We start from the raw sequence: 13,692 nt of genomic DNA on the forward strand, positions 1-13,692 counted from the left end.
CGGGCAACCGCCGCTTGCACCGCAACGCGACGCGCCCCCCCCCGCGGTCACCGGGCGCCTGCGCGGAGGTGCCGCCGCGCGGTGGCAACCCGGCACGCGACCGCGGTGCTTTTTCCCCTTCACAAGCCCCGGGTGAACGTCTATGAGCAGGCCACCAATTCGAGTGCGGTCGTGGCGGAATTGGTAGACGCGCAGCGTTGAGGTCGCTGTGGGGTAACTCCCGTGGAAGTTCGAGTCTTCTCGACCGCACCAATCTTCCACCTTACGCGTTGAACGCCAATTCGTTGGGCGTGGTCAACGGCTTGTGGTTGAACCTGACGAAGGGCGATCAAGGTGACCCCGTGCGACCGGCTTTCCTGGCGTTGGGTTGCCCGGCCTGGCCGTTTGTTAGCGGCTCTTCCTGGTTGGGCAGCGTCGCTACACTAGCCCGCCGGACACCATCCGCCCTCCAGCCGAGCGCCGGCATCCCCCGGGGAGGGACGAAAGCCTGAAGTGCCGGAGGGACAGGGCCGCGCGGGCGGCTTGGTGCGGGCGGTGGGACTCGAACCCACACGTCTTTTGGACAAAGGTGTTTGAGACCTTCGCGTCTACCGTTCCGCCACGCCCGCGGGAGGGTAGGCGCAGATATGGCACAGTCCGCGGGGGCTGTCACGACCCCTCGAGCGTCCTCGGAATACAGCTCTGTCGGACGCTTCTGGAAATCACGGCGCCGCCGTGTCTGCCTTGCCGGGTCGCCGGCACCGGCGACGGCGCGTCCCGGCCCGCGCGCAGATAGCACTTGCCTTGTAGCGAAAGCCTGCGAACACTCGGCCGGCCTTGCAGGGGGATGGCGATGAGACCGGACCGTGAACCGAAGAAGCGTATCGTCAGCGATTTCGCGGCGCAGCTGGCGCGTGCCGGTGCGCCGTTGCCGACCTTCGGGCAGGTGTCGGCGGGCACCGACGCCTCGCGCCAGTTGATCGGCTACCATTTCGACGATCCGAGCGAGATGATGGTGACTCTTTTCGTTCGGATCGGTCTCATCGCCAACCGGGATCGAACTGCTATTCACTGGCGACGTCGATCGCTGGGGCGTTGGCATCGACAAGATCCGCTATTCGGTAACGACCGCCGGGTCGGAGCCAACCGACCCGACCGTGCCGATCCCGCTGCCCGCGACGGGGTGGCTCTTGATCGCCGCCTTCGGGGGGGTGGCGGCGATGCACCGCCGCCGCAAGGCCGCCTGAGAGGTCCGTTCCTGCTGCCTTGCCAGTCACCTGTCGTGCCGGTTCAGCCCGCCCCGCATCCTGCCGGGGTGGGTTACGCCTTTCCGGCGGGCCGACGCGCGCCGCGCCCGCCGACACGCCGTCACCATCCGTTAAGCACACGCGCATAACGCTTGACGCTGCATCGGCCGCCGTCTAGCCGGGGCCTGATTGTCAGGAGTTTCGCGTGATCCGGGCGCTTTACGATTGGACGTTGTCGCTGGCCGCCCATCCCCGCGCGCTCTGGGCGCTGGCCTTCGTCGCCTTCATCGAATCCTCGGTCTTTCCCATCCCGCCCGATGTGCTGATGATCGCCATGATCATTGCCACGCCCACGCGCGCGTTTCTCATCGCCGGGGTCGCCATGGTGGCCTCGGTCGCAGGCGGAATGCTGGGCTACGCCATCGGCGCCTTCGCCTTCGAGACGGTGGGCTACCCGGCGCTGTCGGCTTTGGGCAAGGGCCCGGCGGTCGAGGCGTTCAACACCCGCTTCAACGACTTCGGCTTCTGGTCGGTGCTGATCGCGGGACTCACGCCCTTTCCCTACAAGGTCATCACCATCATGTCGGGCTGGACCGGCCTGCCGCTGATGACCTTCGTCGTCACCTCGATCATCGCGCGCGGGCTGCGCTTCTTCATCGTCGCAGCACTGCTGTGGAAGTTCGGCGCACCGATTCGTGACTTCATCGAAAAGCGGCTCGGCTTGATGTTCACGCTCTTCGTCGTATTGCTGATCGGCGGTTTCTACGTCCTGAGGTACCTGTGACCCGCACCACCCTGGCCCTTGCCGCGGCGCTTGGTTCCGCCTTCCTGCTGATCGCGGCGCTGGTCTTCCAGTACGGCTTCGGCATGGCGCCCTGCGCGCTTTGCATCTGGCAGCGCTGGCCGCATCTGGCGGCGGTGGTGCTGGGCGGGCTGGCGCTGGCCGCGCCTGCGCTGCCGGTGCTGCTGGCGGGGGCGGCGGCTGCGGCCACCTCGGGCGGGATCGGCGTCTACCACACGGGGGTGGAGCGCGGCTGGTTCGACGGCCCCTCCGCCTGTTCGGGCGGGGGCGGGGTGACGGGACAGTCCATCGACGATCTTCTGAACTTCGAGCAGTCCTTCCAGGTCGTGCGCTGCGACGAGGTGCCGTGGGAAATGCTGGGCCTGTCGATGGCCAGTTGGAACGCGGCGGCCTCCTTCGCGCTGGCGGGTGTCTGGCTGATTGCCGCCGCCCGGCGCTGAACGCGCGTTCAGCTCAGCGCCGCCCAGGCCAGCGTCGGCAGGCCCAGGCTGACCGCGCCGCCCAGCGTCAGCAGCAGCCCGTCGCGCATCAGCAGCCCCGCTGCCAGGAACGAGATCGCCAGCCCGGCGAGCGAGCCGCTCATCGGCACGAATTCCATCAACGGCATGCAGAGCGCGATGACCAGCACCATGCCCAGCGGCAGGGTGGCCAGCGGCCCCTCGGCCAGCGCGCGCAGGCGTGGGCGGAACCAGCGGTCGGCGCGCGCCACCGGGCCGGACAGATACGCCGAGGCCGCGGCCAGCCGTTTCGCCGCGATGCGTCGATCGCCCATCCAGCGCGGCAGCCAGAGCGTGCGCCGCCCGGCCAGGATCTGCACCGCGACCAGCGCGATGAAGATCCCCATCAGCGAGGTCATCCCCGGAAGCGCGCTGAGCGGCGAGACCAGGATCAGCGCCGGGAAGAGCAAGAGCGCGAAGAACGAATCCCGCCCCAGCCGCTCGACCAGCGCCGCCAGCGTCACCTCCCCGTCCTCCGCCCGCTCCTGCGCAAGTTCGCCGATCTGCGCGACGACACGCGACAGCTTCCCGCGCGCGTCCCCGGTCGGGTCCGCATCGGCGCGCGGCGGGCCGCGCTCCTCTGGCGGTTGCGGAAAGGGTGCTGGCATGCGCAGTCCGGGCTGACGGGGTTGCCGCCTTGATCTGGCGGCGCGCGCGCGACTTTCAAGGCCGCCGGCTCTACGACCAGCGGGGGCGGGCCTTGCGCCCCCGGCCCTGCGGACTATCCTGCGGGACGCAGTTTCGCGCGGCCGGGCGCGCCGGGACGGGACGGGGACGGGACGGAGGCGACATGAAACTTCACACCTACTGGCGGTCCTCGGCGGCCTATCGCGTGCGCATCGCGCTCAACCTCAAGGGGCTCGAGTGCGAGCAGGTCTTCGTCTCGCTGATCGCGGGCGAGCAGGCGCAGCCGGGCTACCTGGCGCTGAACCCGCAGGGCCTCTTGCCGGCGCTGGAGTTCGACGACGGCAGCGTCCTCAGCCAGTCGCTGGCGATCCTCGACTGGCTGGAGGCCGCGCATCCCCGCCCGCCGCTGCTGCCCGCCGACCCGCTGTCCCGCGCCCGGGTGCTGGAGATCGCGCATGTGATCGCCATGGACATCCACCCGGTCAACAACCTGCGCGTGCTCGGCGCGCTGGGCGCGCGCTTCGGCGCCGATGCCGCGGCCAGGCGCGACTGGATGCAGCACTGGATGCGCCTCGGCTTCGACGCGATTGAGCCGCGCCTGCCCGGCACCCGCTACGCGCTCTCCGACGCGGGGCCGGGGCTTGCGGATTGCTGCCTGATCCCGCAGGTGTACAATGCACGCCGATGGGGGCTGGATCTGACCCCCTGGCCGAACATTTCCGCGGTCGAGGGGGCCTGCCTCGACCTTCCCGCCTTCGCCGCGGCCGCGCCCGAGGCGCAGCCCGACGCAAGCTGACAAAGGAGTCGCCATGCCGCTGCTGTCGTCCTGGATCGAGGCCGCCAACGATCCCGCCTGTCCCTTCCCGCTCAACAACCTGCCCTGCGGGGTCTTCTCGGTGGCCGGCGGGCCGCGCCACTGCGGCGTGGCCATCGGCGACCAGGTGCTCGACGTCACCGCCATGGAACGCGCCGGGCTGATCTCGCTCGCCGACCGGGCGGTGCTGGACCGGCCCGAATGGAACGCCGTCATGGCGCTGGGCCCGGCCGCCTGGACGCGGTTGCGCAACCTGCTTTTCGGCTTCCTGCGCGCGGGATCGGACCTGCACAGTAGCGTCTCGCGCTACCTGCATCCGCTCTCGGCGGTGGAACTGCACCTGCCGTTCTCGGTGACCGAGTTCACCGATTTCTACGCCTCGCACCACCACGCGCAGAACGTCGGCACGATGTTCCGCGGGGCCGAGAATGCGCTGCCGCCGAACTGGCGGCACCTGCCCATCGGCTACAACGGGCGCGCCTCCTCGGTCGTCGTGTCGGGCACCGACCTGCACCGCCCCTGGGGCCAGCTGAAGGGGCCGAACGACGCCGCGCCCCGCTTCGCCCCCTGCGAGCGCTTCGATTTCGAACTGGAGATGGGCGCCGTCGTCGGCACCCCCTCGCGCCTGGGCCGCCCGGTGACGGTGGCGCAGGCCGATGCGATGATCTTCGGCTATGTGCTGCTCAACGACTGGTCGGCGCGCGACATCCAGGCCTGGGAATACCAGCCGCTGGGCCCCTTCCAGGCCAAGGCGACGGCGACCACGATCAGCCCCTGGATCGTGACCCGCGCCGCGCTCGACCCGTTCCGCGTCGCCGCGCCCGAGCGCGAGCCCGAGTTGCTACCCTATCTGCACGAGCCCGGCCCCATGAACTACGACATCGAGCTCGAGGTCGAACTGACCCCGCAGGGCGGCGCGCCGGTGGTGATCACCCGCACGAACTACCGCGAGATGTACTATTCCGCCGCCCAGCAACTGGCCCATCACACCACCGCCGGCGCGCCGATGCGCCCCGGCGACCTGCTGGGATCTGGCACCGTCTCGGGGCCCGAGCGCGACAACCGCGGCTCGCTTCTGGAACTCGCCTGGGGCGGCAAGGAGCCGCTGGACCTCGGCGGCGGCGTCACCCGCAGCTTCCTCGAGGACAACGACCGCCTGACGCTGCGCGGCTGGGCCAGGGCCGAGGATTACACCATCGGCTTCGGCGAGTGTTCCGGCATCCTGCGCCCGGCCATCGCGCCGCCCTGGCCGGTGGACTGACGCCGCCGCCGGAACCCGCCCTCCGGCCGGCGGGCGACCGGGTCGCGCCCGCACCACGGCCCACCCACCCGCCCCCGTGGCGCGGGCGCGACCCGTCCCGACGCCGATCAGGTTTCCCGCGCCCCGGGACCCTGGCGCTGCGCCGGACCCCGGGGCCGGGGCCCGCAGGGCCACGGGCGGGGGCGGGCAGCCCCCGGCGCGGCGCGCCCCCTCGATGGGGGCAAGCCGCGCACGCCCTTGTCTCGAGGATGCGCCCATCGAGGGGACACCGCGCGGTTGACCCCGCGGCCCGCGCTACTTCGTGAATTCCGCCACCACATCCGGCCTCAGCGCGCGCAATTCCGGCGGCAGGTCCAGGGCGATCTCTTCGTCCAGCAGCCAGGCGCACTTTTGCCGCAGCGCCAGTTCCTCGCGCCGGTCGACGCGGCCCTGGGCCATCCGCTCGTTCTGCCGGGTGATGCGCAGGAAGAATTTATGCGCCTCGGTGTAGTAGCGCTCCAGCCGGGCCGGGCGGTAGACCACGGACTCGGGCCCGTTCAGCGCCCGCGACAGTCGCGCCAGCATGAAGGCCCGCAGCACCTGGTTGATCCGGCCGTGGAAATTGATCCCCATCAGCCGGAAGAAGCGCACCACGTCCTCGTCCAGCCGGATGGTCATCTTGGTGCGCCGCGGCTCGGGCGCGGCCTGGGCGACCGCCTGCCACTCCTCGGGGATGAACCCGCCCTCGCGCAGGCCGCGGTTCAGCGCGCGCTCCAGATCCTTCATCGTGTCGGCGAGGTGGTGATAATGCGCGCGTTCGGCGGCGACGGCCTTGGTCATCCGGGTCATTCGAAGTCCTGCTCGGCAGAGGGTGCAGCGGTTTGCGACGGGTATGCCCGCCGCGCCTTTCCATATGGTGAGCGCAGCGTTCGGAACTGCCATACGCTTGCCATACGCTTGCCAGCCACTTGCCATACGCTTTCCGGCACCCTTGCCAGCCCGCCGCAAGCGCCGTTTTCTCGCCCCCACCGCGTCTTCACGATCCTGTGACGCGCCCAGCCCCGGCTTCCATTGTCACCCCGGCGCGGTAAGCTTTCCCCAGCCAACGGGAGAAAGCCATGCATCGTCCACTGATCGCCGCCGCCCTTGCCACCAGCCTCTGCGCGCCCTTCGCAGCCCACGCGAACGAGGCCGGGGAAGCCGCTGTAAAGGCAAGACAATCCCTGATGACGCTGATCGCCTACAACCTCGGCCCGATGGCCCAGATGGCGCAGGGACGCGTCGATTACGACGCCGAGGTTGCGCAGGCCGCCGCCGACAATCTCTACACTCTCACCCGCCACTCGCAGGAACGGCTCTGGCCCGAGGGCACGGCCCACGGCATCTTCGAGGGCACCGCCGCCCGCCCCGAGATCTGGCAGAACCTCGAAGAATTCTCCAATCTTTACGCGACCTTGCAAGGCGCAGCTGCCACGATGCAGGGAGCCGCTGGCGACGGACTGCAGGCGCTGCAGGGCGCGCTGGGCGATGTCGGCGGCGCGTGCCGGTCCTGCCACGACGACTTCCGCGTATCAGACTGAGGGCATGCGACGTATAGGCTGGCTCGTCCTCATCGCCGCAAGTCTCGGTGCGCTCCTCTGGTGGCTTGCCCGCCCCTCCGACCTGCCCGACGCGACCCGCGCCGCCCTTGATGCCCACAGGCCCGATCCCGCGCACGGTGAACGGATCTTCTGGGCCACCGGCTGCGCCGGCTGCCACGCCCCCCCCGACCTCGACTCCGGGGCCCCGCCCGAGGCACGCCTCGTCCTTTCCGGCGGCCGCCGCCTCGAAAGCCCCTTCGGCACCTTCGTCGCCCCCAATGTCTCGCCCGACCCGGTCAACGGGATCGGCGACTGGAGCCTGCATGATTTCGCCCGCGCCATGCTGCGCGGCGTGTCACCGGAGGGCGCGCACTACTATCCCGCCTTTCCCTATACCAGCTACCTGCGCGCCCGACCCGAGGATGTCGCCGACCTCTGGGCGTTCTGGCAGACGCTGCCGGCGGTCGAAACGCCCTCCGCGGCGCATGAGCTGCCCTTTCCATTCACTATCCGAAGTGGCTTGGGGATATGGAAGTTCCTGAACATGAACGAGGATTTCGTTTTCCCCGGGGATGGTGCGGCCCCGGTCATGCGCGGCCGGTACCTGGTTGAAGCCCTGGGCCACTGCGCCGAATGCCATACGCCGCGGAACCTGGCGGGTGGGCTCGACGTCGGGCGCTGGATGGCGGGGGCGCCAAACCCGTCCGGCGACGGGCGCATCCCGCGCATCCCGGATCCGAGCTGGTCAGCCGAGGATATCGAGGCCTACCTGTTCAGCGGGTTCACCCCCGATTTCGACGTGGTTGGGGGATCGATGGCCGATGTCGTGCAGCACATGGCCCAGCTTCCCGCTGAAGATCGCGCCGCAATCGCCGCCTATCTGCGCGCACTGGTGGAGTGATCGCCCCGGACCGAACAGAGCGGCGAAGGCGACTTGACTTGCCCATCGCGCAATGGCCAAAGGCGTCATGGGTGCCGCGCGTCTGACAATCGATCTCGACTCCATCGCCGCCAACTGGGAGCGTCTGGCCGAACGCTCCGCCGGCGCTGCCGGCGTGACGATCAAGGCGGACGCCTATGGGTTGGGTGCCGCGCCCGTCGCGCGCCGCCTCGCCCGATCCGGCGCCCGCCAGTTCTTCGTTGCCCTGGCGGAAGAGGGCGCAGCGATCCGGCAGGCTGTCGGGGCCAGCGCAGAAATATTCATTTATTCCGGACACATGGAAGGTGATGCTCAGACCATACGTAACCTTGGCCTGATCCCTCTCGTGAACTCCGCCGAACAACTCGCCCGGCATCTGGAGGCGTTGCCGGGTCTTCCTTTCGGTATCCAGCTCGATTCAGGGATGAACCGGCTAGGGATGGAGCCGGCGGAATGGGCGGCGGTGCGCGATCTGGCGCTGCGGGCGCAACCGCGCCTGCTCCTCTCGCATCTCGCCTGTTCCGATGAACCCGATCACCCGATGAATGCGGCGCAGCTTCGCAGTTTCACGCAAATGACCGAGGGTTGCGACGTCCCGCGCTCGTTGTCGGCGACCGGCGGCATCCTGCTTGGACCGGACTATCACTTCGACCTCACCCGCCCGGGGATCGGCGTCTACGGTGGCGCGCCCTTTAGCGAGGCTTATCCGGTCGTGACCCTTGATTTGCCGGTGATCCAGGTGCGCGATCTGGCCGCCGGAGAACCCGTGGGGTATGGCTGCACCTGGACTGCGTCCGCGCCTACACGCGTGGCGACGCTTGGGGCGGGCTATGCCGACGGCATTCTGCGATATCTCTCAAATCGCGCAACGCTTTGGGCAGGCAGCGTTCCTTGCCCCCTCGTAGGGCGCGTTTCGATGGATCTGGTGACGGTCGATGTGACCCATCTAGCGGATATTCCGGACTCGATGGAGCTGCTCGGCGCGCATCAGGGCATCGACGATCTGGCGGATGCCGCCGGGACCATCGGTTACGAGATCCTGTCCGCGCTTGGTGCGCGTTATCGCCGACGATACCTCGGTCAGCGTCCCTGATATTTTTCCTTTTCATCGGGGCTGCGGACGTCGCGGGCAGACGGAGCAATCTCGGTTACCTTGCGCGCGTCGCGCGGAGGACTTTGGCCACGCGTTCTGCAAGGCACTCCGGGGTGCGCTCGTCCTTCTCGAAGGGCACCGGGATGCCGTTTGCGGCGTTGCGCACGGCCTCTCCCTGCGCGCCGAGGTCGAACGCGAGCGTGGGCAGGCCGGTGGCAAGGCATTCATGCACCGTGTAGGAAAATGTCTCGGGCCAGATTGAAGGGATCAGCCAATGGGTTACCCCGTAGCGCGCGGCCAGGTGGGGGATATCCTCGATCGCGTAGATGCCGTGCACCGGCACATCGTCGGCGAGCGGATACCCCGGCGCGATGCGTCCGATCAGCGCAAGGCTGGCATCCTGTTCGGCGTGCATCTTCCTTGAAAGCGCGGAAAGGACGGCGGCGCCTTTCTGCGGACCGATCGCCCCCAGCACCCCGAGGACGATACGCCCGTCCTTCGGCGCTGTAAGCCGGGGTATCGCGTGCGGAAGCGCATGGGGGTTGAAGTGGAGGCGATCCTTCGCCTTGGGATAGACGCTTTCAACGATCCGCGCGCTCTCCCGAGAAAAGACTATCAGGCGATCGGAGGCGTCGATCACGCGACCCCATGCAGCGCGCCAGTCGGCCAGTGACATCGTGCTTCCATCCGCGCGCCGATACTGATGAGCCGGGTCGTCGGAATCGATCGGCGGAATCCCGCGATAGATCCCGTCATGATCCAGAAGCGTGTAGGAGGGGCTGAGGGGGAGGAAGTCATGGAAAAGGATGTCGAGTGCGGCGCCGTCGGACAATCGCAACAGAAGGTCCGGTATGTCACCAAGGTCCGGGTCGCCGACAGCGCAGGAATAGACGATCCGTCGCTTGCGCAGGGGCGTCAGCAAACGCACGGCGAGATCGATATCGTCGCTGTTGCCGATCACCCTGCCCAGCGGCGTATCCAGCTCCAGCCGATACCGCCAGGCCCCGCCGAGTCGCAGGACGAGGGAGACGGTTTCGGAGCGCACGCGATCCTGCAGGTAGTTCTCGGCGCCGCCGCCCAACGAGTGCGCGATATGGATCGGGATCCTGTCGATCGTTCTCAGGCTGTCCGCCCAGGCTAAGGCAGTGACCAAGCGTGGGGTAATGAGCGGGTCGTCGCGGATGAAGTCCTGCACGATGCGATCGTAGCCAGGATAGCGCTCTGAAATGATGGCGTTGTTTTTCTGGACAAGCGCCAGTTTGCTGGGGCCGAAGCTGGCGCCGCCACGGTGTTCGACGAAAAGGTTCGGCACAGCCACATGTCGCCCGCCCTTCGCCACTGCGCGCCGGCACCAATCGACCTCTTCTCCATAGCCGCGACCGAAAACCGGGTCGAAGCCGCCGAGGCGCTGCAACCATTCGCGCTGCACGGCGATGCAGAACCCGACACCCGTGGGTGTGACGACTTGCGGCGATGTTTTGGCGATCCGTTCGCGCAGGGTGACATCGATTGCGTCCAGTTGTCCTGGCTCCAGAGCGGCGCGCGCGCAGATCACCGGGGCAGTGTAGATTTCCGCGTCGTTGGATAGCGGCGTCGTCGTGGCGATCGAGGGATCGCCGAGCGGCGCGACAAGCCTGCTCGCCCATCTCGGCGGTACCATCGCATCGCTGTTGAGCAGAATGACGGGGCCGCTGTCGTGCTGAGCCGCCGCGAAGCCGCGATTGACCGAACCGATAAATCCCAGGTTGGTCTCGTTCTCACGCAGTTCAATCTTGTCTGCGTCCGGGTGTCTGGCAACCCAATCGCGCAGCCATGGCCGTACGCGAGGGTCGGTGGACTGGTCCTCGATCAAGATCAGCCGAAACGGAAGGTCCGTATGGGCCATGACACGATCAAGCATTTCTGCCAGCAATTCGAACGCGTTGAAGACTGGAATGATGACGGTGATCATCTCGGGCGGAGGAGAAGGCGACGCGGTTCGATCGGCGGGCTCAAGGAATCGAGGGTCCAGCATCGCTTCGGACTCGGTCTGTCCCAAGCGAAGGGCCGTCTTTATACGCCGGGGCAGGTCGGGATCATTGCGCAACAAACCCTTCGCGATAATCGGAAGCAGCGGGACTGCGTCGCGCCAGAAGCGCAGCTTCAGCCGGCGCTCGGCCAGATACCTTGCTCGCGTGACATGCAGCTCGACGCGTATCGATTCAGTCTTTTCCTCGACGCCCTCAAGCTCCAGCAGCAGCGGACCTTCCTCGAACGGTAGACTGGCGCGGAAGCCGACATGCTTGTCGCACCCGAGAGCGGCGGCCACATCGTCGCGTTCTTCTCGTGGTTGGCGCCAGATCTGCGTTCTGCCCAGGCGAATTCCAATCCCCGACGCGAGCGTCCAACCGCGCAGATGAAGTCGGCCTTGGTGCAAGCGGACCGCTTCCAGATAACCCAGCGTAGCGTTGTTGCCGTCCGCAAGTCGGCATCCCGGCAGGGTCAGGTCCAGGTGATGGTCCTTGTAGTAGGCGCGCAACCACCGATACCGGGACAGCTGATATCGCGCCTTGTCGCGCCAGACATGCAATCGGTTCGCGGGCGGATCGGTGAAGAAACTCATAGCGCGCCCTTACAGCTTGCCGATCGCAGCGGCCAGATGGATCAGGGCTGTCTCGGCGGAAGACTGTCGGTGGACACCGAATTCGCGCATCAGCTGCAACCTGGTCAGGGGTGTGGCGCTGGGCCAACGGCGCGCGAATTCCTCGGCCACGGGTGTCAGCGGCACATTCGCTGCATTCAGCGCGGCCATGTTCGCAGCGATCCAGTCACGCAACCTGCCATCCAGCAGGGACGCAAGGCGCGCGCTGCGCGCCTGATGGGTAGACCGAATGCCCATCGCGTTCGTGTCGTGCTGACGATAGTCTAGCACGACGTTTCCATCGGCCACGATCCGGGCGTCGCACGCGGCGAATAGCAGGTAGAGCCACCAGTCATGATGCGGCACGGCCTGAACACCGGCGCGACGCACGATCTGCACGGCGGCTCGATTCATCGTCAGGGTGTGACCTGACAGGATGTTCTGCACCACGGCATTCGCAAAAGACGGCCCGCGTGCCCATCGCGCTGACAGGATTTCTCCGCGCGTTTCGATGTCGACGACCCGGTATCGTGCGGCCCAGGCGCAGGGGCTGTCGGCCGATTGGCGCAGAACCTGCAGCGCGCTCGAAAGCTTGTGCGGGAACCAGACGTCGTCCTGATCGGCCAAGGCCACGATGCCCGCGGGCAGCTCTGGATGGCACAGAAGCTGAAGGAAATTTGCTGCGCTTCCTTTCTGCGGACCTTTCAGGATGCGCGCGACGCGCCCGGGATGGCGGTTGGCAAATTCCGCGAGCACGGCGTGTGTACCATCGATCGATCCGTCATCACTGACCCACAGGGACCAGTCCTGGTGGCTCTGACCCAACAGCGAGTCGAGTTGTGCCGGCAGCCAGCGCGCGCCGTTCAAGGTGCACATGAGGATGCTGACATGCTCGCGCGGGGGGCAAGACGAATGCACGGTCACCATGATCGAAGGTTATGGCAGCCCCCAAGCGACACGGCAACGCGACGAAATCGGGTCGCGATCACGCACGCGGTCGGCATGAACCGAAGCCTTGAGTTGCTGTCTCACCGGGTGTTTGCGAGGCGTCCTGCCGCGTCAGCGAGTGCCTCGAGTGCAACACAAAGATCTTCGCGCCGGGTATCTTCATTCGGATTATGGCTGATGCCACCGATCGACGGCGCGAACAGCATCGCTGTCGGCAAGACCCGCGCCACGTTCGACGCATCGTGCAGCGCGCCCGAAGGCATTGACCGCCAGCGACCCGGCGCGACGGTCTCGGCCGCGACTTCAAGCGCGTGCTGCAGGCGCGGGTCCATCGGCACGGGTTCCACCGGCGATCCCCGCGTCGCCTGCAGGATCAGCCCGCGCTCGCTTGCCACCTGCCGGGCGAGCGTGTGAGCCGCAGCTGCCATCGCGTCCAGCCGAGATACCTCTGCATCGCGTATCTGCACCGTAAAGCTGGCCGCGCCGGGTACGATCGAATTGGCATTCGGTTCAACGACGATCCGGCCCAGGGTCCAGACGGTGCGTTCACTGACCATCGGCGCAAAGACCTCGTTCAGGGCGACGGAATAGGACGCAAACCCCTGCAACGCATCGCGGCGAAGCTGCATCGGCGTGGTCCCGGCGTGATTGGCTTCGCCCTCGAAGCGGAAACTCCATTGCCGCACACCGACGATGGCTCCGACCACACCCAAGGCTTCGCCGGCGCTGTCCAGCACGGGTCCCTGCTCGATATGCGGTTCGATATACGCCGTGAATCGATCAGGCGATACGCTGCCAAGTGGACCGATATCCTTCGCGCGCTCTCGCGCCGTCGCGAAGGTTATGGGATCGTCCAGTGCGTCCTCGTCAAGGCAGGCATCGGCTTCCGCCAAGCTCAACTGTCCGGTCCAGACCGAACTGCCTGTGAGTCTGCCGAAGCGTCCCTCCTCGTCCTGGAAAGAGACGACGGCGAATGGCGGGCCACCATTTGCTTGCGCTGCACGCGCCAGTTCCAGCCCACACGCGACCCCCCAGATCCCGTCGAGCCACCCACCCAGCGGCTGCGTGTCGCTGTGCGAGCCGACCAGCAGGCACGGGCCGTCACCTGGCGGCAGGCCGAAAAGATTGCCGCAAGGATCGACGATGACCTCCAGACCGGCCGCCTGCATCTGATCGGCCAGCCACTTGCGCGCGGCGATGTCGGGATCGGAAAAGGCCCGTCGCGCGACGCCCGTTCCCTGACCCCCGATGGTGCGCAGGTGATCCAGATCCGAAAGCATGCGGGCGGGATCGACGTGAATACGGGTCATGAAACCTCCAGGTCGT

13 protein-coding genes and 2 tRNA genes are annotated in these 13,692 nt (G+C 67.3%); 9 read left to right on the forward strand and 6 right to left on the reverse strand.

Translation table 11 applies throughout. The features are described 5' to 3' along the window. Window positions 1-165: 165 nt before the first annotated feature. Window positions 166-252: transfer RNA gene (locus IM708_RS11200), tRNA-Leu, on the forward strand. 271 nt (window positions 253-523) lie between these two features. On the opposite strand, the gene IM708_RS11205 is transcribed toward IM708_RS11200, so the two are convergent. Then, window positions 524-608: transfer RNA gene (locus tag IM708_RS11205), tRNA-Leu, on the reverse strand. 224 nt (window positions 609-832) lie between these two features. On the opposite strand from IM708_RS11205, the gene IM708_RS21250 reads away from it, so the two are divergent. Genes IM708_RS21250 through IM708_RS11220 form a run of 3 tightly spaced genes read left to right on the forward strand, consistent with a single transcriptional unit; the run spans window position 833 to window position 2,468 of the window. Beyond that, window positions 833-1,375 (forward strand): hypothetical protein, encoded by a 543-nt coding sequence (locus IM708_RS21250; RefSeq protein WP_245243129.1) that lies wholly within the window; start codon window positions 833-835, stop codon window positions 1,373-1,375. Window positions 1,376-1,431: 56 nt separating this feature from the next. Beyond that, window positions 1,432-2,010: a YqaA family protein gene (locus IM708_RS11215; RefSeq protein ID WP_209426614.1), complete on the forward strand. Its 579-nt coding sequence runs from the start codon at window positions 1,432-1,434 to the stop codon at window positions 2,008-2,010. Continuing rightward, window positions 2,007-2,468 (forward strand): disulfide bond formation protein B, encoded by a 462-nt coding sequence (locus IM708_RS11220; RefSeq protein ID WP_209426615.1) that lies wholly within the window; start codon window positions 2,007-2,009, stop codon window positions 2,466-2,468. The genes IM708_RS11215 and IM708_RS11220 overlap by 4 nt, the downstream gene beginning before the upstream one ends. Before the next feature lie 8 nt (window positions 2,469-2,476). Here IM708_RS11220 and IM708_RS11225 read toward each other — a convergent pair whose 3' ends face one another. Continuing rightward, window positions 2,477-3,133: an exopolysaccharide biosynthesis protein gene (locus IM708_RS11225; protein WP_209426616.1), complete on the reverse strand. Its 657-nt coding sequence runs from the start codon at window positions 3,131-3,133 to the stop codon at window positions 2,477-2,479. A 182-nt stretch (window positions 3,134-3,315) separates the two neighbouring features. On the opposite strand from IM708_RS11225, the gene maiA reads away from it, so the two are divergent. Together maiA and fahA are read left to right on the forward strand one after the other, a co-directional pair. After that, the gene (gene maiA, locus IM708_RS11230; RefSeq protein ID WP_209426617.1) at window positions 3,316-3,948 is read left to right on the forward strand and encodes a maleylacetoacetate isomerase; all 633 of its coding nucleotides are present in this window, start codon (window positions 3,316-3,318) and stop codon (window positions 3,946-3,948) included. 13 nt (window positions 3,949-3,961) lie between these two features. Continuing rightward, on the forward strand, window positions 3,962-5,227 hold the full coding sequence (gene fahA, locus IM708_RS11235) for a fumarylacetoacetase (protein ID WP_209426618.1): 1,266 nt from the start codon (window positions 3,962-3,964) through the stop codon (window positions 5,225-5,227). A gap of 294 nt (window positions 5,228-5,521) precedes the next feature. Here fahA and IM708_RS11240 read toward each other — a convergent pair whose 3' ends face one another. Beyond that, window positions 5,522-6,055: a BrnA antitoxin family protein gene (locus IM708_RS11240; RefSeq protein ID WP_209426619.1), complete on the reverse strand. Its 534-nt coding sequence runs from the start codon at window positions 6,053-6,055 to the stop codon at window positions 5,522-5,524. Window positions 6,056-6,324: 269 nt separating this feature from the next. Here IM708_RS11240 and IM708_RS11245 point away from each other — a divergent pair, with 269 nt between their 5' ends. From IM708_RS11245 to alr, 3 genes are all read left to right on the forward strand, one after another. Further along, a complete protein-coding gene (locus tag IM708_RS11245; protein WP_209426620.1) occupies window positions 6,325-6,786 on the forward strand; it encodes a cytochrome c in 462 nt (153 codons plus the stop codon). A 4-nt stretch (window positions 6,787-6,790) separates the two neighbouring features. Continuing rightward, window positions 6,791-7,687: a cytochrome c gene (locus IM708_RS11250; RefSeq protein ID WP_209426621.1), complete on the forward strand. Its 897-nt coding sequence runs from the start codon at window positions 6,791-6,793 to the stop codon at window positions 7,685-7,687. A 67-nt stretch (window positions 7,688-7,754) separates the two neighbouring features. After that, entirely contained in the window at window positions 7,755-8,798 is a 1,044-nt protein-coding gene (alr, locus tag IM708_RS11255; RefSeq protein ID WP_209426622.1) for an alanine racemase, read from the forward strand. Window positions 8,799-8,853: 55 nt separating this feature from the next. Here the strand turns inward: alr and IM708_RS11260 are convergent, their stop codons facing one another. The 3 genes from IM708_RS11260 to IM708_RS11270 form a co-directional block, all read right to left on the reverse strand. Next, the gene (locus IM708_RS11260; protein ID WP_209426623.1) at window positions 8,854-11,400 is read right to left on the reverse strand and encodes a glycosyltransferase; all 2,547 of its coding nucleotides are present in this window, start codon (window positions 11,398-11,400) and stop codon (window positions 8,854-8,856) included. 9 nt (window positions 11,401-11,409) lie between these two features. Beyond that, window positions 11,410-12,345 carry a glycosyltransferase gene (locus IM708_RS11265; protein ID WP_280860355.1) on the reverse strand — a complete coding sequence of 312 codons (936 nt, stop codon included), beginning with the start codon at window positions 12,343-12,345 and terminating at the stop codon, window positions 11,410-11,412. Window positions 12,346-12,446: 101 nt separating this feature from the next. Continuing rightward, entirely contained in the window at window positions 12,447-13,676 is a 1,230-nt protein-coding gene (locus IM708_RS11270) for a hydantoinase/carbamoylase family amidase (protein WP_245243130.1), read from the reverse strand. Between the last annotated feature and the right edge of the window lie 16 nt (window positions 13,677-13,692).

It is taken from the genome of Pararhodobacter sp. SW119, assembly GCF_017811755.1.
Classification (GTDB): domain Bacteria; phylum Pseudomonadota; class Alphaproteobacteria; order Rhodobacterales; family Rhodobacteraceae; genus Pararhodobacter.